The sequence below is a fragment of the Leucobacter sp. VD1 genome (assembly GCF_037150695.1).
GTDB lineage: Bacteria > Actinomycetota > Actinomycetes > Actinomycetales > Microbacteriaceae > Leucobacter.
The window spans coordinates 1-19950 of sequence record NZ_JBBCPO010000001.1 but is presented as its reverse complement, the minus strand read 5'-3'; the positions used below and the strand labels follow the sequence as shown (position 1 = coordinate 19950).

At 67.8% G+C, this 19950-nt stretch carries 17 protein-coding genes; 3 read left to right on the top strand and 14 right to left on the bottom strand.

Going from position 1 to position 19950, the window contains the following annotated elements; all coding sequences use genetic code 11:
* The first annotated feature begins 97 nt into the window (after positions 1 to 97).
* Complete coding sequence (locus tag WFL22_RS00085; protein ID WP_336990940.1) at positions 98 to 1405, top strand: glutamyl-tRNA reductase; 1308 nt, start codon at positions 98 to 100, stop codon at positions 1403 to 1405.
* A gap of 44 nt (positions 1406 to 1449) precedes the next feature.
* Here WFL22_RS00085 and WFL22_RS00080 read toward each other — a convergent pair whose 3' ends face one another.
* From WFL22_RS00080 to WFL22_RS00055, 6 genes are all read right to left on the bottom strand, one after another.
* Entirely contained in the window at positions 1450 to 2307 is an 858-nt protein-coding gene (locus WFL22_RS00080) for an iron ABC transporter ATP-binding protein (RefSeq protein ID WP_336990939.1), read from the bottom strand.
* A complete protein-coding gene (locus WFL22_RS00075; RefSeq protein ID WP_336990937.1) occupies positions 2304 to 3335 on the bottom strand; it encodes an iron chelate uptake ABC transporter family permease subunit in 1032 nt (343 codons plus the stop codon). Before WFL22_RS00075 ends, WFL22_RS00080 begins: the two co-directional genes overlap by 4 nt.
* 2 nt (positions 3336 to 3337) lie before the next feature.
* Positions 3338 to 4327, bottom strand: a complete 990-nt coding sequence (locus tag WFL22_RS00070) for an ABC transporter permease (RefSeq protein WP_336990935.1) — start codon at positions 4325 to 4327, stop codon at positions 3338 to 3340.
* A complete protein-coding gene (locus WFL22_RS00065; protein WP_336990934.1) occupies positions 4324 to 5322 on the bottom strand; it encodes a siderophore ABC transporter substrate-binding protein in 999 nt (332 codons plus the stop codon). The genes WFL22_RS00070 and WFL22_RS00065 overlap by 4 nt, the downstream gene beginning before the upstream one ends.
* A 205-nt stretch (positions 5323 to 5527) precedes the next feature.
* Positions 5528 to 6004, bottom strand: a complete 477-nt coding sequence (locus tag WFL22_RS00060) for a GNAT family N-acetyltransferase (RefSeq protein ID WP_336652790.1) — start codon at positions 6002 to 6004, stop codon at positions 5528 to 5530.
* A 23-nt stretch (positions 6005 to 6027) separates the two neighbouring features.
* Complete coding sequence (locus tag WFL22_RS00055) at positions 6028 to 6918, bottom strand: hypothetical protein (protein WP_336990933.1); 891 nt, start codon at positions 6916 to 6918, stop codon at positions 6028 to 6030.
* A gap of 170 nt (positions 6919 to 7088) precedes the next feature.
* Between WFL22_RS00055 and purL the strand changes: the two genes are divergently transcribed.
* Positions 7089 to 9422 carry a phosphoribosylformylglycinamidine synthase subunit PurL gene (gene purL, locus WFL22_RS00050; RefSeq protein WP_336990932.1) on the top strand — a complete coding sequence of 778 codons (2334 nt, stop codon included), beginning with the start codon at positions 7089 to 7091 and terminating at the stop codon, positions 9420 to 9422.
* A 102-nt stretch (positions 9423 to 9524) separates the two neighbouring features.
* Here purL and tmk read toward each other — a convergent pair whose 3' ends face one another.
* The 8 genes from tmk to WFL22_RS00010 form a co-directional block, all read right to left on the bottom strand.
* Positions 9525 to 10160 carry a dTMP kinase gene (gene tmk, locus WFL22_RS00045; RefSeq protein WP_336652793.1) on the bottom strand — a complete coding sequence of 212 codons (636 nt, stop codon included), beginning with the start codon at positions 10158 to 10160 and terminating at the stop codon, positions 9525 to 9527.
* A 49-nt stretch (positions 10161 to 10209) separates the two neighbouring features.
* A complete protein-coding gene (locus WFL22_RS00040; RefSeq protein ID WP_336990930.1) occupies positions 10210 to 10740 on the bottom strand; it encodes an HPP family protein in 531 nt (176 codons plus the stop codon).
* A gap of 3 nt (positions 10741 to 10743) precedes the next feature.
* Complete coding sequence (gene topA / locus WFL22_RS00035; protein ID WP_336990928.1) at positions 10744 to 13560, bottom strand: type I DNA topoisomerase; 2817 nt, start codon at positions 13558 to 13560, stop codon at positions 10744 to 10746.
* A gap of 280 nt (positions 13561 to 13840) precedes the next feature.
* On the bottom strand, positions 13841 to 14635 hold the full coding sequence (locus WFL22_RS00030) for a M23 family metallopeptidase (protein WP_336990927.1): 795 nt from the start codon (positions 14633 to 14635) through the stop codon (positions 13841 to 13843).
* Positions 14632 to 15072: a TadE/TadG family type IV pilus assembly protein gene (locus WFL22_RS00025; protein ID WP_336990925.1), complete on the bottom strand. Its 441-nt coding sequence runs from the start codon at positions 15070 to 15072 to the stop codon at positions 14632 to 14634. Before WFL22_RS00025 ends, WFL22_RS00030 begins: the two co-directional genes overlap by 4 nt.
* Complete coding sequence (locus WFL22_RS00020) at positions 15065 to 15379, bottom strand: DUF4244 domain-containing protein (protein ID WP_336990924.1); 315 nt, start codon at positions 15377 to 15379, stop codon at positions 15065 to 15067. The genes WFL22_RS00025 and WFL22_RS00020 overlap by 8 nt, the downstream gene beginning before the upstream one ends.
* 151 nt (positions 15380 to 15530) lie before the next feature.
* Positions 15531 to 16487 (bottom strand): type II secretion system F family protein, encoded by a 957-nt coding sequence (locus WFL22_RS00015; RefSeq protein WP_336990922.1) that lies wholly within the window; start codon positions 16485 to 16487, stop codon positions 15531 to 15533.
* Positions 16484 to 17524, bottom strand: coding sequence for a CpaF family protein (locus tag WFL22_RS00010; protein ID WP_336990921.1), 1041 nt, complete (start codon positions 17522 to 17524; stop codon positions 16484 to 16486). Before WFL22_RS00010 ends, WFL22_RS00015 begins: the two co-directional genes overlap by 4 nt.
* 224 nt (positions 17525 to 17748) lie before the next feature.
* Between WFL22_RS00010 and acs the strand changes: the two genes are divergently transcribed.
* Positions 17749 to 19734, top strand: a complete 1986-nt coding sequence (acs, locus tag WFL22_RS00005; RefSeq protein WP_336990920.1) for an acetate--CoA ligase — start codon at positions 17749 to 17751, stop codon at positions 19732 to 19734.
* Positions 19735 to 19950 lie beyond the last annotated feature (216 nt).

Below are 19950 nucleotides of genomic sequence, written 5' to 3'. Positions count from 1 at the left end.
TAGCTTATAGATCTGATGTTTCACATCAGATCTACTCAGCTGGGCGTGCGGCGCCGCGCTGATCCGCTCCCCATCCCGAGAACCCTGCCGAGAATCCATGCTCCTCTGCCTCACCGTCGATCACCGCAACGCCGATCTGGCGCTGCTCGAACACATCGAACGGCGCACCGACACCGTGACCGCCACGCTCAGCGATCCCGCACTCAGCCGCGGTGCCGTCGTGCTCGCGACCTGCAATCGCTTCGAGGCCTATCTCGACGCCCCCGGCCTCGCCCCCGAGCACGCCCTCGACGGACTCGCGCGAGCCACCGGTCTCCCCCACGGCGAACTCGCCGCAGCCTGCTCGGTGCACCGCGGCGAGGCCGCTGCCGAGCACCTCTTCGCAGTGTCGAGCGGTCTCGAATCCGCTTCGGTGGGCGAGACCGAGATCGCGGGGCAGGTGCGCCGCGCCATCGACACAGCGCGCGCATTGGGCCGGTCGAGCACCGAACTGGAACAGCTCTTCCAACAGGCCATCGTCGTCTCGAAGCGCGTGAAGCATCGCACCGGCTTGCAGAGCAGAGGCCGATCGCTCGTGCAACTCGCACTCGCGCTCGTCGACAGCAGGGTCGGCGACTGGCAGACCTGCCGCGTGCTCCTCATCGGCACCGGCGCCTACGCCGGAGCGAGCCTTGCGGCGTTGCGCGCACACGGTGCCCAGCGCATCGCGGTCTACTCCCCCTCAGGCCGGGCAGCATCATTCGCGGAGTCTCACGGCATCCGCCCCGTGGCGCACAACGACCTCGATGCCGAACTGCGCCACAGCGACCTCGTCGTCGCGTGCAGCACCGTGCACGAACCCCTGCTCACCCGAGAGCGCTTCGACGACACCGTCACCGAGGGCAGCCCTCCGTTCTGTGCCCGCTTCGGCAGGCTCTCCGTCTCTGAACGAGGCCGAACGCGGCCCCGGCTGCTCATCGACATGGGTCTCCCCCGCAACATCTCCCCCGGCGTTGCCGCGGTGCCAGGGGTCGAACTGCTCGACCTCGAGACCATCGCACTGCACGCGCCGATCCCCGAACTGGGAGCCGAACTCGAAGCGCGCGACATCGTGCGCACCGCGGCGGCCGAGTTCACGGCGCTGCGCGCCGAGCGCGACGCGATCCCGGCACTGCAGGAACTGCGATCATTCGTGAACGGCATGCTTGACGACGAGATCAGGCGGATCAGCCATCGCGCGAACGGCGGCGCTGCCGAGCCTGCTCGCACCGTCGAGACCGAGGCCGCTCTGCGGCACCTGGTCGGGCGCCTGCTGCACCGACCCACCGTGCGCCTGCGCGAACTCGCCCGCGCAGGCCGCGCCGCAGAGGGCCGCGCCGCAGTCTCCGCGCTCTTCGCCGAGACCTCGGAGCACCTCAGCGCCTGATCCGCTGATCGCATCGGGCTCGCATCGGTGAGCGCTGAAGCTGCCTACGGCCGGTAGTACACCGCGACACGGCGACCGTCATGTTCGAGCACGTCGACCGGGGTCTCGAAAACCCGCTCCAGCACCTCGGAGGTGATGATCTCATCGGGGGTGCCGGAAGCGACGATCCGCCCCTCGGCAAGCGCCACAATGCGGTCGGCGTACGCCGCCGCGAAGTTCACATCGTGGATCACGAGCACGACAGTTTTGCCCAGCGCATCAGCAGCCGCCCGCACCTGCCCCATCATGCTCACCGCGTGGCGCATATCGAGCCCCGTCAGCGGCTCATCGAGCAGCACGAAGTCGGTATCCTGCGCCAGCACCATGGCCACGAAGGCGCGCTGCCGCTGACCGCCGGACAACTCATCGATGAAGCGCTCCTCGAACCCGGCCAGATCGAGAAACGCGATCGCAGCGTGGATCGCGCGATGATCGGCCTCGGTAATCCGCCCGGCTGAGTGCGGGAAACGACCGAAGGTGACGAGCTGACGCACGGTGAGGCGCGCCACGAAATGATTCTCCTGTTTCAAGATCGAGACCACCCGGGCGAGCTGCTTCGGCTTGGCGGCACGCACATCGAGCCCACCCACGGTGACGCGCCCGCTGTCGGCTTCGAGCAGGCGCCCGATGATCGTGAGCAGTGTCGACTTGCCTGCCCCATTCGGGCCGATCAGCGCCGTTACACCACCGCGTTCGAGACTGAGGTCGATGGGGCCGAGCACCCGCCGCCCCGCGTACGTCTTCGCAACATCGCTCAGCTCGATCCCCTGGCCGCGGCCCGGTTCAGACTCAGCGGCGCGCACCGCAGCCCCGGCCGTCCCTGCCGGGGCGTCGAGCCCCATTCCGATTTGCGCGTCAGTCATCGCAGCCCCTTCCTGAGCAGCACGATCAGAAACAGCAGGCCGCCCGCGAACTCGATGATCACCGTCACGAGACCGGCCGCGGCGAACACGTGCTTGAGCACGAAGGTGGCGCCCAGCAGCGTGACAAGCCCGATACCGATGGCGAGCGGAATCGTCTCGGCGTGCGAATCCCCCCTCGCGAACTGGTAGGCGAGCGTCGCCACCAGGAAACCGTAGAACGTCATCGGGCCGACCATCGTCGCCGACACCGAGACGAGCACGGCCACAAGCACCAGGATCGTGACTACCTCGCGCCGGTAATTCACGCCCAGGCCGATCGCCACATCGCGACCGAGCGCGACCACGTCGTAGCTGCGCCGACGCAACCAGACGAAAATCAAGATCCCGCACACGATCGCAGCCGCGATCGGCAGATACTCGGGATTTCCCTTACTGATACTGCCGAAGAGGCGAGCGCTCAGCACATCGAACTCGCTCGGGGTGAGCGTGCGCTGCATCACCATGGAGACCGAGCCGAAGCCGATCCCGAGCACCACACCCACGAGCAGCAGCAACTGCAGATTTGCTCGCGGGCCCGAGAACAGCCAACCGTACAGCAGCGTTGCGAACAGCACCATCAGCGCGCTCTGCGCAATGATCTTCGGAATCCCCTCCATGCTCGCCGCCGTGGTGCCGAAGACGAACACGAGCGCCGTCTGCGTGAGCACGTAGAGCGCATCGAAGCCCAGGATGGAGGGGGTGAGAATGCGATTCGAGGTGGCAGTGTGAAACAGCACCGTGGCGAGCGCCTGAGCGACGGCGACGAAGGCAATCGTCGCGAGCGAAGTGAGACGCGACTGCACGATAATCCAAAAGCCGGGGCTGCCCGCGGGCGCCGGATTGCCGGTGACGAGGATCGCGACGGCGAGCACCGCGGCGACGACGAACACCACAACGATCGGCAGCGCCGCGCGCCAGCGCGACGCACGCGACGACGGCGCGGCCGGCGGCTCCCCCGTGCTCGCGAGCCTCACAATACTGCTCTCCACGATCACCTCTGCCGCAAAAGCAGCGCGATGAACACGACAGCACCGACGAGGCCGAGCACCATCGAGACCGGAACCTCGAAGGGCATTATCACCACTCGCCCGACAATATCGCAGGCCACCACGAGCGCGATGCCGCCCAGACAGACCCACGGCAGGTTGCTGCGCACATTGTCGCCGCGGATCATCGAGACCATGTTGGGCACGACAAGCCCGAGCAGCGGCAGGAAGCCGACGACCACGGTGGTGACACCGGCGGCCACGGCCACGAGCGCGGTGCCCGCGATGAGGATCGCCTCGTAGCGCACGCCAACGCTCGTCGCCATGTCTTTACCGAGGCCGGCGACAGTGATGCGATCCGCCATGAGAAACAAAAGTATCGTGACCACAGCCACCACCCACAGCACCTCGTAGCGGCCCCGCACCACCGCGGTGAAGCTGCCCATGAACCAGGTACCGAGCATCTGCAGCAGGTTGAACTGCGCGGCGAGGAAGGTGGTAAGCGAGCTCACGATCGCGCCGAGCATGATGCCGATGAGGGGGACGATGAGGGTGGTGCGGATCACGACGCGGCGCAGGATCAGCATGAACAGCATCGCCCCGATAAACGCGCAACCGCTCGCGATGACCATCTTGCCGACGAGCCCAATCCCGGGCAGGAGCAGCGAGGCGAGCAGCAGGCCGAGCGCCGCCCACTCGGTGGTGCCCGAGGTGGTGGCGTCGACGAAGCGGTTCTGGGTGAGCATCTGCATCACGAGACCGCTCGTGGCCATCGCGGCACCGGCCAGCACGAGCGCGATCGTGCGGGGCACCCTGGTGATCCAGAACATTTCTGATCCGAACTCGCTGCCCGCGATGTCGTAGACACCGATCACGAGCGATGCCGCGAGGAGACCCAGCACCGCGATAATGGCGGCGAGCAACGCCCCAGTGCGGCGCCGCGTGGGCAGTGCGGCGCCGCTCAAGACCGGCGTGCTCGAAACTGTGGGGCTCATGCCGCCGAGAACGCCTCCTGGAGCTGCGTGAACAGCCCGGTGTAGGCCTGGATGCCCTCGGTGAGGTAGAAGTTGGGATCGAGGATCACGATGCGGCCCTGCTGCACCGCGGAGACGTTCTGCAGCGCCTCGGAGCTCGTGATGAGCTCATCGGCGGGCGCCGAACCGGGCTCGCGCTCACTCGGGGCGAACGCCGCATCGCGATCAAGCGCCACGATCCAGCCGGGGTTCGAAGCTGCGATCGCCTCGACGCTGATGTCGTCACCCTGGTGATCATCGCTCGCACCCTCAATTTCGAGAGCGGGCTGCCAGCCGAGGGCGGGGAACACCGGGCCGAGGCTGCGGCCCACCACTGGCGCGATGTATCCGATACGACCCGCGGAGGTATTGACGGCCATGACGGTGTCGGTGCCGTTGTAGGCCTGCTTCGCGCCGGAGATCGCGCTGTCGAGCTCGGCGTTCAGCGCGGCTGCTTCGTTGTCGTGATCGAAGATCTGACCCAGGATCTCGGTCTGGCGCTTGAGCTCGTCGAAGGTGTCCTTGCCATCTCGGGGCGCGATCTCGATGACGACGGCCTGAGGGTTCTGCTCCTTGATCTGCTCGTAGTAGTCACCGAAGCGGTAGCCGCCGATGATGAGGTCGGGCTGCTCTGCAACGATCACCTCGAGGTTCGGTTCGCGGTGGTTGCCGACGTTGGCGACCTCGGGGTCGTCGGTGTAGCCGGGCCAGACCGAACCCATGACGTCCTTGGGCACGGCGGCGAGCTCGATTTCCCACTCGGCGAGGGTGTCGAAGACCGTGTTGTCGAGCGCGACGACCGTTTCGGGCTTGACCGGCACCTCCACCTCGCCGTGATTGTCGGTGATGGTCACTGTGGCGGCGGCAGATTCGGTGCTCGGCTCGCTCGCGGGTGCGCCGGAGGCGCAGGCCGAGAGAACGAGCGCTGCGGCCAGAGCCAACGCTGCGGCTGCACTGCGGGTGGTGCGGATTGACACTGTGGGCTCCTGGGGTTCGACGGGCAGCTGACATGTGCCGGCTGCTTCGATGTGATGGGCAAAAAGAATGCACCGATACGGCGCGCGCATCGATGCTTCGCGATTCCTGAGGTGCCATCACGGCCCCCGGAACGCCAAGGTAAGCCTATACATACCTTCATCTGATGTTCAAGCGGGAAAGAATGCGCTCCTCATAAAACCCTGCTCAGACCGTAAATGCGTAGGCCATGAGCATAAGCTTCGTGCCCATCGCGTCGAACTCATATTCACGCTCGGGCACCCGCTCGAACCCCATCCGCTCGTACAGCCGCTGAGCCGCAACCATCTGCGAAGACGTGTGCAGCACCAGACGCCGAGCCCCGCGCTCTCGGGCGAGCGACACGCAGTGCCGCATCAACAGCTCACCGACGCCCCGCCCGCGAGCTTCCCGCGCGACACCCAGCAGTCGCACATCCATCTCGTCGGGGGCACTGTCACGCTGCAGCCGTTGCCCCGGAAACGGGGTCGTCACACTGCCGAGCACCGCGCCCGAGACTCGATCCACCGCAACCCACAGCTGCGCCGACTCTGCACGACCCCGCACATCGACGATCTCACCGAGATACTCGGGATCAAGTCGATAATCTCCCCCGTAGGCGGCGCGCAACAGCTCACTCGTCGCATCGGCCTCATCGAGGCGCATACTGCGAATCTCAACCCCCGCGGTCACCCCCGGGGCGACTGCAGCACGGAGAAATCGGGCTGCCCATCAGCCCCCGCAGGCAGCGGGCGCCCGTCGGGGAACGTTGGCCAAGGCAGCAAGGGCTGCGCCCCCGCCACCGGCGCCTGCTGCATCACCGTCGGCTGCGGCTGCGCCCGATACGCCTCAGCCGCCGGAACCGCCGAACGCGCCCCGCGCACAGCATCGCGTGCCGCAGAACTGAACGACCACCGCAGCAGCAGCGTGATCGACAGCCCAAGCGCGGTCAAGATCAGCAGAGCCGTCGCGATCTTCCAGTAGAGATCGGGAATGTGCAGATCGAACGCTTCGATGCCGACAGGAGCGGTGAAGAGGATGCCCGAAAGCACCGCGAGCACACTCGTCACGAAGGCGAAACGGGTCACCACATCGGGCAGCCTCGCGCTCATACCGAGCAGCAGCTGGCAGCACAGGATCACCAGCCTCGTCACCAGGATCACGAACACCGACTTCCAGAAAATCTCGAGCACCAGGCCGAAGGCCTGGTAGGGAGTCATCCAGATCACGATGAGCAACAGCCCCAGAATGTAGGCGTTGGCGATGAGCGCAACGGGCGCGTACCACTCCGACTTCTGCTCGCGACGGGTGTCGAGTGCGGTGAGTAGCACGAACACCGCGAAGAGCACGAACGTCGAGAACACACGCTCGAACTTGCCCTCAAGTTCGCCGATGAACAACAGCGAGATCGAGGCGATCGTCAGCGCTGCAAGCAGAATGATGCTGACCTTCAAAAAGGTCGACAGCCCCTCTGCCTTCGCAGCGCGCTGCTTCGAGGAGGCCGCCTGGTGCGGCGCACCCTGCGCAGGCTGCGACACCTGCGGGTTCTGGCCGGTTGCGTTCGGATTCTGATCGCTCATGCACCAAGTCTTGCGCGTTCCCCCATGAAACAGCAACCGCCCGGCGTGACGGCGGTTTCCCCGGCCCGCATCTGGCGGGCAAGCCCGCCACAGGGGCGGGATAGACTGGGGCTGCATGTTTCGGCTCGCGGAGCCGATCCCGATCCCTCACTCACTGGAGCACACCGAGCGTGACCGACACCGCCGCCCCCATCGACGCCCACCGCCCCGATACGGTGGCCGACGCGATCGCCACCCCCGAGAAAGAGCAGCCCTACGGCGCCCTCGGCCTCAAGCCTGACGAGTACGCGCAGATCCGCGAGATTCTCGGCCGCCGCCCCACCTCTGGCGAGCTCGCCATGTACTCGGTGATGTGGTCTGAGCACTGCTCCTACAAGTCGTCGAAGATCTACCTGCGCCAGTTCGGCAAGAAGGTCAACGACAAGATGAAAGAGCGTCTGCTCGTCGGCATGGGCGAGAACGCCGGCGTGATCGACATCGGCGAGGGCTGGGCCGTCACCTTCAAGGTCGAAAGCCACAACCACCCCTCCTACATCGAACCGTTCCAGGGTGCCGCCACCGGCGTCGGCGGCATCATCCGCGACATCATCTCTATGGGTGCCCGCCCCGTCGCCGTCATGGATCAGCTGCGCTTCGGCGACATCGACGACCCCGACACCGCCCGCGTGGTGCACGGCGTCGTCTCGGGCATTTCCTCCTACGCGAACTGCCTCGGCCTGCCCAACCTCGGCGGCGAAACCGTCTTCGACAGCGTCTACCAGCAGAACCCGCTCGTCAACGCGCTCGGCGTGGGTGTGCTCCGCCACGAAGACCTCCACCTCGCCAACGCCTCAGGCGCCGGCAACAAGGTCGTGCTCTTCGGCGCCCGCACCGGCGGCGACGGTATCGGCGGGGCCTCCATCCTCGCCTCCGACAGCTTCAGCGAGGGCGGCCCCACCAAGCGCCCAGCCGTGCAGGTGGGCGACCCCTTCGCCGAGAAGGTGCTCATCGAGTGCTGCCTCGAACTCTTCCGCGGTGACCTCGTCGAAGGCATCCAGGATCTCGGCGCCGCCGGCATCTCCTGCGCCACCTCGGAGCTCGCAGCCAACGGCGACGGCGGCATGTTCATCGAACTCGACAGCGTGCTGCTGCGCGACCCGTCGCTCACCGCCGAGGAGATCCTCATGTCGGAGAGCCAGGAGCGCATGATGGCCGTCGTCGCGCCCGAGAAGCTCGACGCATTCCTCGCCGTCACCGAGAAGTGGGACGTTGAGACCAGCGTGCTCGGCGAAGTCACCGACACGGGTCGCCTCATCATCAACTGGCGCGGCGAGGAGATCGTCAACGTCGATCCCCGCACGGTCGCCGTTGACGGTCCCGTCTACGAGCGCCCCGTCGCCTACCCGTCGTGGATCGACGAGCTGCAGGCCTCGGGCGTGCGCGCTGCAGGCCTTGCCCGCGCGGCCTCGGGTGACGAACTGCGCGCGCAGATGCTCACCGTCGCAGGCTCCCCCAATCAGGCCTCGGTCGACTGGATCACCAACCAGTACGACAAGTACGTGCTCGGCAACACCGCACTCTCCTTCCCCGACGGTGCCGGCATGATCCGCGTCGACGAAGAAAGCGGCCTCGGCGTCGCCATCTCCACCGACGCGAACGGCCGCTACTGCCAGCTCGACCCTTACGTCGGCTCACAGCTCGCACTCGCCGAGGCGTACCGCAATGTGGCCGCCTCCGGCGCCGTGCCCACCGCGGTGACCGACTGCCTCAACTTCGGCAGCCCCGAGAACCCCGAGGTCATGTGGCAGTTCTCGCGCGCCGTAGAGGGCCTCTCGGATGCCTGCCTCGCACTTGAGGTGCCCGTCACCGGTGGCAACGTTTCGCTGTACAACCAGACCGGCGACACCCCTATCCATCCGACCCCCGTTGTGGGCGTGCTGGGCATCATCGACGATGTTGCCCGCCGCATCCCCACGGGCTGGCAGGATCAGGGCGAGCACCTCTATCTGCTCGGTGTGACCCGTGATGAGCTCGACGGCTCGGCATGGGCGGAGGCCGTGCACGCGCACCTGGGCGGAAGGCCGCCCGTTGCAGTGCTCGACGACGAGCGCGCACTCGCAGAGCTGCTGCAGGCGGGTTCGCAGGGCGGCCTCATCTCGGGCGCCGTCGACCTCTCCGAGGGCGGCCTCGCTCAGGCGCTCGCAGATGGCGCGCTGCGCTTCGGCGTCGGTGCCCGCGTGTGGATCGACGAGATCATCTCGCGCGACGGCGTCGACGAGACCGCAGCGCTCTTCTCCGAGTCGCAGGCGCGCGTGCTCGTTGCGGTGCCTCACGAGGAGGAAGTGAAGTTCCGCGGGCTCTGCGAGGGTCGCGGCTTCCCCGTGCTGCGCATCGGTGTCACCGACGGTGCCGGCGCCGACGCCTCGATCGAGGTGCAGGATCGCTTCACCCTGCCCCTCACCGAGCTGCGCGCCACCTCGCAGGCGACGCTGCCGCAGCGCTTCGGCCCGGTCATCAGCGAGTAGCCGACCGCCGCCTCCGCACTGCGATCGAACGCCCCCGCCACACAGCGGGGGCGTTCGTCGCTTCCGGGGCTGCCCTCCGTTCAGAGCGCGGTCAGAGCATGGTCAGAGTGCGGTGAGCAGGGGGGCCACGCGGGCGATCACCGCGGCATTGAGCTCATCGGCGGGTCGCGTGGCATCGAGCACCAGGTAGCGCTCGGGATCGGCCTGCGCCAACTCCACAAAGCCTTCCCGCACGGCCAGGTGGAAGTCACTCGCCTCGGATTCAAGACGGTCCACCTCACCACCGCGCGAAACGCGCCGAGAGGCCGCCACCGCAGGGTCAAGGTCGAGCAGCACCGTCACCGCTGGCTTCAGCCCGCCGGAAGCCCACTCGCTGATGCGGCGCACCTCGGCCACATCAAGCACTCGGCCAGCGCCCTGATACGCGAGCGAAGAATCGATGTAGCGATCCTGCACCACGATGGCGCCGCGCTCAAGCGCCGGCCGCACCACCTTGGCGACGTGCTGCGCCCGATCCGCCGCATAGAGCAGCGCCTCTGCGCGGGGATCCACCTCTCCGATGTCATCGCCACCGTGCAGCAGCAGACGACGCACCTCAACTCCCAGCCGGGTGCCCCCCGGCTCGCGGGTGCGCACCACCTCATGGCCACGCGCCTCAAGCCAGGCCCCCAGCAGCTCGGCCTGCGTGCTCTTGCCCGCGCCGTCGCCGCCCTCAAGGGTGATGAAGATTCCGCTCATGCGTCCAGTCTGCCATTGCCCGCGACTCGGCGACCCGCAGTGCCGCTGTTCACGCCTCGCCGCGGCGGCGCGGCGAGGGACCACCGAGCAGACCAGGCGCGGGATAGCGGGTGCCCGTGCACCGGTGCCACACCAGCGCCACAGCCACAATCGCGGTCGAGGCCGCGAGCACCGGCACCAGCAAAAACATCACACCCGCCCCAGTGACGAAGGCGAGCACGGTGTTCGCGATCGCAGGAGGGTGGATGATCCGCAGCACCGCCATCGCAGCGACCGGGCACCCGGCGACGAGCGCGATGCTCCACCAGTGCACCGGCAGCACGAGCGCACCAGCCACCCCCACCAGCGCTGCGACGAGCTGCCCACCGATCACCGCGGCAGGCTGCGAGACCGGCGCTTCGGGAAGCGCGAAGACCAGCATGCAGGTCGGCGCGAAGCCCACGAATAGCGGCAGCAGCGCGACGGATTCGCCCAGCAGCCCGAGCATGGCGACAACGACCGCAACCCCGAGAGCGGCAAGCACCAGCCGCCGCCACGGCAGTCGCGGCTGGTTAGGCAGGAAGACGTCTCTGAGGCGCACCTCTTACTGTCCTGCGGCTTCAGCGGCTTTCTTCGCCGCATTCGCCTTGCGCGTCTCCGCTGCTTTCTTCGCCGCGGCCGAACGCGCCGGATCAACAGCCTTCTTCGCAGCGGTCTTCTTGGCCGCGGGCTTCTTCGCTGCGGGCTTCTTGGCCGCCGTCTTGCGCGCGGGAGCCTTCTTCTTCGCCGGCCCCTTGGCGCGCTTGATGGCGAGCAACTCGATCGCACGCTCAAAGGTGATGTCGTCGACGCTGTCGCCGCGCGGAATGGTCGCGTTGGTCTCCCCATCGGTGACGTACGGGCCGAAGCGCCCATCGCGCACCCGCACCGCCTTGCCACTCACGGGATCGGCGTCGAACTCCTTCAACGCCGCGCTGGCCTTCCGCGCGCCGTACTTCGGTTGCGCGAACAGCTCCTGGGCGCCCGCGAGGTCGATCGAGAAGATCGCATCTTCGCTCGGCAACGTCCGAGTATCGGTGCCTTTCTTCAGGTAGGGGCCGTAGCGCCCATTCTGAGCCGTGATCTCGGCGCCGGACTCGGGATCCGCTCCCACGACCCGCGGCAGGTCGAGCAGCGCGACAGCGGTATCCAGATCGATCGTCGCGGGATCCATGCTCTTGAACAGCGATGCGGTGCGCGGCTTCTGCCCCTTGGGTAGCTCCTCACCCTCGTCGGGCAACTCACTCACGTAGGGACCGAAACGGCCGTTCTTCGCGATGACGCGCTTGCCCGTCTGCGGGTGCAGGCCCACAACCCGGTCCTCGGCGGGCTCGGCCGCAGCGAGTTCATGCGCGCGTTCCGGGGTCAACTCGTCGGGCGCCATGCCGTCCGGGATGTTCACGCTGCGCGGCTTGAGCGCACCGTCGTCGCCGACTTCGCACTTCTCGTCGAACACTTCGAGGTAGGGGCCGTATTTGCCGTTGCGCAGCGAAATCTCGTCGTCGATCTTGATCGTGTTGATCGCGCGGGCGTCGATCTCGCCGAGGTTGTCGACCACTCCGCGCAGACCCGGGTGGGTGTCGGTGCCGAAGTAGAACTCACCCAGCCACTTGCCGCGAGCGGCCTCGCCTGCGGCGATGCGGTCGAGGTCGTTCTCCATCTCGGCGGTGAAGTCGTAGTCGACCAGCGCGCTGAAGTGCTCTTCCAGCAGGCGCACCACTGAGAAAGCGATCCAGCTGGGAACCAGCGCCTGGCCCTTCTTGGTGACGTAGCCGCGATCCATAATGGTGCTGATGATGGCCGCGTAGGTCGAGGGACGGCCAATACCGAGCTCTTCAAGCCGCTTGGTGAGGCTCGCCTCGGTGTAGCGGGGCGGCGGGCTCGTCTCATGGCCCTTGGCCGCGGGATCGGCGATCTGGAGGCTCTGTCGCTCGGAAAGCTGCGGCAGCGAGACGTTCTGCTCGGCGTCGCCGCGCTTCTCGTCGCGGCCTTCCTCGTAGGCGAGCAGGAAGCCTGGAAAGGTGATCACGGTGCCGCTGGCGGTGAATTCGAGCGCGGTGGCGGCGCTTTCGCCGGCCTCCACCACGGAAGCCCCCACGGTGACAGTGTCTGTGGATCCCTTGGCGTCGGCCATCTGGCTGGCGACGGTGCGCTTCCAGATCAGCTCGTAGAGGGCGTACTCGCCCTGGGTGAGCTTGCCCTTCAGCGCGCTGGGACGCTGGAAAGTGTCACCGGCAGGGCGGATCGCCTCGTGGGCTTCCTGTGCACCCTTGGCCTTACCCGTGAACACACGGGGCTTCTCGGGCAGCGTTTCGGCACCGTACAGCTCGGCCGCCTGTTTGCGGGCCGCCTGGATCGCCTGGCTCGAAAGAGTGGGCGAGTCGGTACGCATATACGTGATGTAGCCGTTCTCGTAGAGCGACTGCGCGAACGACATGGTCTGGCGTGAGCTGTAGCGCAGCTTGCGGGAGGCCTCCTGCTGCAGCGTGGAGGTGGTGAACGGGGCCGCCGGGCGGCGGGTGTGCGGCTTGGTCTCCACGGAAAGCACCGTGGCTGCGGTGTCGTCGCCGAGCAGTTCGGCAAGGCGCTCAGCGCGCTGTTGTTCGAGGCCGACGACGTTGGCCTTCAGCGCTCTGGGCGTGAGCTCGCCATCGTCACCGAAGTCGCCGCCGGTCGCCACGCGCCGCTCACCGACGCGCACGAGCTTCGCTTCGAAGGCTGTTGCATCGGTTGCATCAGCGCCGGGCTGGAACGTTGCAGTGAGATCCCAGTACTCGGCCGCGCGGAATGCCCGCCGTTCGCGCTCGCGGTCGACAACGAGGCGCGTCGCTGCCGACTGTACACGGCCGGCCGACAGCTTCGGCGCGACCTTGCGCCACAGCACGGGTGAGATGTCGTAGCCGTAGAGCCGGTCGAGGATGCGACGCGTCTCCTGAGCGTCGACGAGGGAGATGTCGAGGTCGCGCGTGTTCTGCTTAGCCTGCTCGATCGCCTCGCGAGTGATCTCATGGAACACCATGCGACGCACGGGCACCTTGGGCTTCAGCACCTCAAGCAGGTGCCACGCGATGGCCTCGCCCTCGCGGTCTTCATCGGTGGCGAGCCAGAGCTCGTCAGCTCCCTTCAGGGCGCGCTTAAGTTCGGAAACTGTCTTCTTCTTGTTGTCGTTGACGACGTAGTAGGGCGCGAAGTCGTTGTCGACGTCGACGGCGAACTTGCCGAAGGGCCCCTTCTTCAGCTCGCTCGGGAGCTCGGACGGCTCGGCGAGGTCACGAATGTGCCCGACCGAGGCGATGACCTCGTAGTCGTCGCCGAGATAGGCGCCGATCGTGCGCGCCTTGGTCGGCGACTCGACGATCACGAGTTTCTTCGTACCCTCCACGGGGTCTCCTTCGTTGCTCCGAGCTCACGGCTGGTGAGTCGTCTGCTCGACGACTGCCGGTTGCTGCACCGGCACGCGGTTCTGCACCGACACGATACACACTCTCGTGTAAGAAACCACTATCGGCGATGCGCGGTGCTCCTCTATTCATACCATCGCTGCGGCCCAGAACACCGCGCTACGGGCCTCAGCCGTATCCTGAACCCCACGGATTCGGCTCGCGCGACGGTGCTTCTGATCGTCCCGGCCGTCCGGTCGCCATTCAGCTCAACGGGCCTGCTCACGGCGGCCCGAGGTAGCTGAGCGGATCGATATCAGGATTCGTGTTCGACGGCGACGATGCAAGCGTGAAGTGGGTGTGCGGCCCAGAAGTGCAACCGCTCATCCCTGCGCTCGCAACCCGCTGCCCCGCCACCACCCGCGCACCGGGCACCACGCCGAAACGCTGCGGCGAGCCAGGCGCGACGTGGTTGTGCGAGCTGTAGAGGGTGCGATCGCCGAGATCATGCCGTATGAGCACGGTGTGGTTGACGCCTCGCCACCATTCGGGGTGGGCTCGGCAGGGTTCGGGCACTCCTCCCCCGTCTGGCCCTGCACGCACCACCACTCCGGCGTATGGAGCGTAGAGCGCCCCCTCCGCAGTTACCGCAAGATCGAGCGAGTACCCATCGTGGAATCCCTGCGAGAGAGCCCGGCGATCCGACGGCCATGCCCAACCGTTCGCCCCCACCGGGCCTCCCGCCGCCCAGTCCGAGCTCGGCGGTTGCCCGGCTCGCGCGGTGGCGGTTGAGCCGCCGAGCGGCAAGGCGATCCGCACCTCGACCCGTGCCTCACCCGAGGCCGACGAAGCCTTGCACGCCACGAACACCCCACCCGCTTCGCCGGCGACGCGCTCGGCGAGTGCGCATGGTTCACCCTCGATCCAGCCGGTTGCCGCATCTGCGGCGGCGAGCGCGGCGGCGTCGGCCGCTGCCGCAGCGCGGTGCCCGGCCTCGAGCTGAGCGCTCGCTGCGATCACCGGCAGGCCCAGGCAGAGCGCCGCAGCGCCGCAGGCGAGCAGTGCCGGGGCACTCATGGCGAGGCCCCCTGTTCGCCGCTCACCGCGGCGCACGACCGACTCTCGACGGCAATGGCCGAGAGCATTCCGCGCCCGGGGCTGGCTCTGAGGGTGACGCAGAGGAGCGAGCCGCTGCGATCCCGCTGCACGGTGATCGCGCCTTGAGCCTCATCGAGTCTGGCGCGGGCGCGATCGGTGTCACCCCTGGCTTCGAGCCGAGCGACCTCAGCCGCGAGACTCACGAGGGTGATGCGGTGGGCTGCGATGAACACCCCGCCGATCACGAGACCGAGCATCACCAGCACCGCCGGCATCACCACCGCGAACTCTGCGGTGACCGTGCCTCGCTCGTCACGTATGAGGCCGCCCGCAAGGCTACGGGCACCGGCGGCGCCGGCCGCGTGCACCCGGAGCTCCCCAGATGCACGCCCCGTGCCGGCCGTGGCGCTATCCACCGGAGCCGAGAGCATTCTCGACCAACTGCACGAGCATGGCGCGAATCTCGGCCGACCGCATGATTGCCACGAGCAACCCCGCGAAGGCGACCGCAGCGAGAATGACGACGGCATATTCCGCCGTAATCGCCCCTCGCTGGTCACCGAGCAATTCGCGGGCGGCCAGCGGCTTGCGCGTTCTGCGTGCGGCTGCGCCGCTGCGGCGAGCGCGCGCCACGAACTCCGGGTGGTGGTCGCCCGGAGGCGACGGCGGTTGTTTCGGCAGTGCAATACCGCGATCAGATACAAGTTCGAGTTTGGCATTCATGGAATGTTCCCTTCGTCGCACACGGCCCGGCGGTCGCCGGTGCACCCATCCTGCGGCAGTCGAACGAGCCCTGAGATGCCGCTCAGCGATCTGTGGAAAGGTCGCCGCGATCCGCCTCGAATGCCCCATTGTGAGCGAAGTGCGAAGCGGATCAAGCGCCCAGCATCGCGATGAGCACAGGCAGCACCCCGAGCACGATGAATGCGGGCAGCACGCACACGCCCATCGGCACCAGAACCCGCACACCGAGCCGTTCTGCCCCCTGTTCGAGCCGCGCCTGCGCTCGCGCACGTGCGGCCACCGCTTCTTCCAGTAGAAGCCGCTGCAGGGGCGCTCCGGTGCTCTGCGCCGCCGCGACAGCGGCCGCAAGCGCCCCCGAGCGCTCGAACGCCGCAAACGGCACCCACTCAGCTCCGAAAGCGTCGATGGCATCCGCGGCACGCAGCGCCGCAGCGCCCGGCGGCGCTCCTCCGCCCAAGGCCACCCACACCAGTTCGAGCTCGATCCCTGCAACGCAATCCTCGCGTTCGAGCTGGCGCAGCAGCGCACGGCCCCACGCCACCCCGGCCGCGAGCAGCAGCGTCCCTGCTGCGAGCAGCGCAGCCCCCAGCGAGCTCAGCAGCACGGGCACAGGGTCAAATCCGAGCAGGGCTCCGAGCAACAGCGCGAGGGGCGGCAGCGCAGAGACGAGGCGCACCGTCGCGCGCGGCCCCGCGAGCAGCACCGCCCGGCGAGCGCGCAGCTGCTCCAGGCCCCGCAGGGCGGTGCCGATGCGGTGCAGGGCCGGGGCAAGCGGTGCCCCGCTCTGTTCGGCGAGCCGCCACGCGACGGCGAGCACCCGCCATTCGGGGGCCCCGCAGCCCGCAAGCGATTCTGACGGTGAGCAACCGTCAGCAATACGTTCGGCGATGCCCGCATAACCCAAACCCGCAGTACCGCCCCTGCCCCGCTGCCCGCCCACTGCGCGCGCATCGGGCGGATCCGCACACGCGAGCACCACCGCCCGCGCAGGCAGCACCCCACCGCGCAGCAGCGCCGCGCAGCGGAGCGCCAGTTCGGCCGCGTCTCCGGCCCCGACCGTGGGCCGCCCGCGCCGCACCCCCGTCACGGCCGCACCTCCTCGACCCGGAGCAGACCACCCCGATCGAGCCGCAATTTGCCAACCCCGGTCACGCGGTGCACGCCTCTGCGGCGTTCGAGGTGGATCACCCCGTGCAACGCCGACGCAGCTTGCCGTGCCAGGGCCGGCGGGTCGAGCCCGGCGAGGGCGCCGAGGGCTTCCAGGCGAGCGGGCACATGCTCGATACGGTTCGCGTGCAGCGTGCCGGCGCTGCCGTCGTGGCCGGTGTTCAGGGCGGCGAGCAATGTTGCCACTTCTGCGCCCCGGCACTCGCCGAGCACAATTCTGTCGGGGCGCATGCGCAGCGCTTCACGCAGCAGGCTGTCGAGTGCAACCTCGCCGAGCCCTTCAGCGCTCGGCCTGCGAGCTTCGAGCGAGAGCGCGTGGGGGTGGCGCAGTCGGAGTTCTGCGACGTCCTCGATCACCAGGATTCGTTCGCGAGGGTCAGCCAGGCCGAGCAAAGCGCCGAGCACCGTGGTCTTTCCGCTCCCAGTGCCGCCGGTGACGAGCAGATTGCGGCGCGCCGCAACCGCGCCGCGAAGCGCATGAGCCATGGCCTCCGAGCAGAGCCCACCCCGCACGAGCGCGTCGAAGTCCGGGGGCGTGATCCGGGGCACCCTGATCGAGACCGCAGCGCCCTCGACGGCCACCGGCGGCAGTACGGCGTGCACTCTGATGCCGTCGCCGATCCGCACATCCGCGCACGGCTGCAGCTCGTCGAGGTGGCGACCACCGGCCGCGATCAACTCAGAGGCCAGCCGGTACACGGCGTCTGGTGCCGCGCTCCACCCGTGAATGCGCTGCAGGCCACCGCCGCGATCCGCCCAGAGGTGCCCCACGCCGCCGCTCACCTGCACGAGCAGGTCGTGTAGAGCCGGGTCGTCGAGCAGTGGCAGCAGGCCTCCGAAGGCGCGGCGTTCGGCGATGCCGAGGCGCGCTGTTCGTGCAGGATCGCAGTCGGATGCCGGGACAACTGAACCGGGCACGGGTGTGCTCCGGGGGTTGGAGACAGCTTCGGCGATCATGTCTCTCAGAGAAGCATCTTCTGACGGGCGGCAACCCGGAATCGGAGCACTTGTGGATAAGTCGGCCGATCTTGAAGCAGCGGCGAATTGTGAGCGCAATGCCACGCGACGGCGACCCCTCCGACGGTATAGCCTGACACCACCACGCATTCTCACGCGCGCGGTCTCGGCAGACAGGAGCTGAGGCCGCGTGCGGATGACCAGAAAGACGGATAAGGGCGTCCATGACTGATCAGAACGGCACCATCGAGAGTCACCCGCTGCAGCACGGCGAGGAGGTGGAGGTGTACCCGCCGTCGGAGGAGTTCCGCGCGCAGGCCAATATCAACGACTCCTCCGTCTACTGGCAGGCGGCTCAGGATCCCGAGGCGTATTGGGCGGAACGCGCCCGCCAGCTCAAGTGGTCGAAGCCGTTCACCGAGATTCTCGACTGGTCGAACCCGCCGTTCGCGAAGTGGTTCGCCGATGGTGAGCTCAACGTCGCCGCCAACTGCCTCGACCGCCACGTGGCGGCGGGCCTCGGGGACCGCGTGGCGATCCACTTCGAGGGCGAACCCGGCGACACCCGCTCCCTCAGCTACGCCGAGCTGACGCACGAGGTGAAGCGCGCCGCGAACATGCTCACGAGCCTCGGCGTCTCCGCGGGTGACCGCGTCGCGATCTACATGCCGATGATCCCAGAAGCCGTGATCGCGATGCTCGCGGTTGCGCGTCTCGGAGCAGCCCACTCGGTCGTGTTCGGCGGGTTCAGCGCTGAGAGCCTGCGCGCCCGCATCGATGATGCCCGCGCCGAGCTCGTCATCACCGCCGATGGCGGATACCGCAAGGGCCGGGTCTCGGCGCTGAAGCCCACCGTCGACGACGCGCTCGCGCTCGACACCGGCACCCCGCTCTCCGTCGAACGGGTGCTCGTGGTGCAGCGCGGCGGCAACGAAGTGGTCATGCAGGAGGGCCGCGACCTCTGGTGGCACGAGGAGATCACGGCCTTCGACGGACAGCACGAGGCGAAGGGCTTCCCCGCGGAGAACCCGCTGTTCATCCTCTACACCTCCGGCACCACGGGCAAGCCGAAGGGCATCCTGCACACCTCGGGCGGCTACCTCACCCAGGTCTCGGCGACGCACAGCGATGTCTTCGACCTCAAGCCCGAAACCGACGTCTACTGGTGCACCGCCGATATCGGCTGGATCACGGGTCACAGCTACGTTGTCTACGGCCCGCTCGCGAACGGTGCCACACAGGTCATCTACGAAGGCACCCCCGAGACCCCCGATTGGGGGCGCTGGTGGAGCATCATCCAGAAGTACGGTGTGAGCATTTTCTACACCGCTCCCACGGCGATCCGCGCCTGCATGAAGGTCGGCCGCCAGGTGCCCGAGCAGTACGACCTCTCCTCGATCCGTGTGCTCGGCAGCGTTGGCGAGCCGATCAATCCTGAGGCATGGCGTTGGTACCACGAGGTGATCGGTGGCGGCAAGGCACCCATCGTAGATACCTGGTGGCAGACTGAAACCGGCGCCATCATGATCGCGCCGCTGCCCGGACTCACCGGCCTGAAGCCTGGCAGTGCGCAGGTGCCGCAGCCCGGCATCAGCGCCACCGTCGTTAATGACCAGGGCGAGCAGGTCGGCCACGGCCAGGGCGGGCTGCTCGTGCTGCAGCGCCCCTGGCCCTCGATGGTGCGCACCGTGTGGGGCGACGACCAGCGCTTCATCGACACCTACTGGGCGAAGTTCGGTGATCAGTATTTCGCGGGCGATGGCGCGCGTTTCGATGATGACGGCGATATCTGGTTGCTCGGCCGAGTCGACGATGTACTGAACGTGTCGGGCCACAGGCTCTCGACCGCCGAGATTGAATCGGCGCTCGTCGAGCATCACGCCGTCGCGGAGTCGGCGGTAGTCGGCGCGCACGATGACACCACGGGCCAGGCTGTCGTGGCGTTCGTGATCCTCAAGTCGCAGCAGACGCTGCTCGCGCCCGAACAGGCAGAGGTTGAGCTCAAGCAGCACGTCGCCGCGCATATTGGGGCCATCGCGAGGCCGCGGCGGGTGCTCGTCGTGTCCGAGCTGCCGAAGACGCGGTCGGGCAAGATCATGCGCCGCCTCCTCAAGGATGTTGCCGAGGGCAAGCAGGTCGGCGACACCACGACCCTCGCCGATACGAAGGTCATGACCACAATCCAGGAGCAGCTGCGCGCGGGCCAGTAGGAGCGGTCCCCGGCCGCAGATGAACGAGGCGGGTCGTCAGCCCACACCGGCGGCTCCCCCCCCCCCTCCCGGCCTGCGTGGAGGGGGCGGGTTGGGTTTGCCCCTTTACACCAACCCCATCTCGGCGGGGGGGTCGCGGGGCGGCGCCGGGGCCCCCCCCACCGCCCGCGCGCGGGTGTTGGGGGCCGCGAAGAAGCGACCCCCGGACCATGACTC

Coding starts and splice junctions, on each gene's coding strand:
- WFL22_RS00085 (WP_336990940.1), top strand. CDS start 98: ATGCTCCTCTGCCTCACCGTCGATCACCGCAACGCCGATCTGGCGCTG.
- WFL22_RS00080 (WP_336990939.1), bottom strand. CDS start 2,307: ATGACTGACGCGCAAATCGGAATGGGGCTCGACGCCCCGGCAGGGACG.
- WFL22_RS00070 (WP_336990935.1), bottom strand. CDS start 4,327: ATGAGCCCCACAGTTTCGAGCACGCCGGTCTTGAGCGGCGCCGCACTG.
- WFL22_RS00060 (WP_336652790.1), bottom strand. CDS start 6,004: ATGCGCCTCGATGAGGCCGATGCGACGAGTGAGCTGTTGCGCGCCGCC.
- WFL22_RS00055 (WP_336990933.1), bottom strand. CDS start 6,918: ATGAGCGATCAGAATCCGAACGCAACCGGCCAGAACCCGCAGGTGTCG.
- tmk (WP_336652793.1), bottom strand. CDS start 10,160: ATGAGCGGAATCTTCATCACCCTTGAGGGCGGCGACGGCGCGGGCAAG.
- WFL22_RS00030 (WP_336990927.1), bottom strand. CDS start 14,635: ATGAGTGCCCCGGCACTGCTCGCCTGCGGCGCTGCGGCGCTCTGCCTG.
- WFL22_RS00020 (WP_336990924.1), bottom strand. CDS start 15,379: ATGAATGCCAAACTCGAACTTGTATCTGATCGCGGTATTGCACTGCCG.
- WFL22_RS00010 (WP_336990921.1), bottom strand. CDS start 17,524: ATGATCGCCGAAGCTGTCTCCAACCCCCGGAGCACACCCGTGCCCGGT.
- acs (WP_336990920.1), top strand. CDS start 17,749: ATGACTGATCAGAACGGCACCATCGAGAGTCACCCGCTGCAGCACGGC.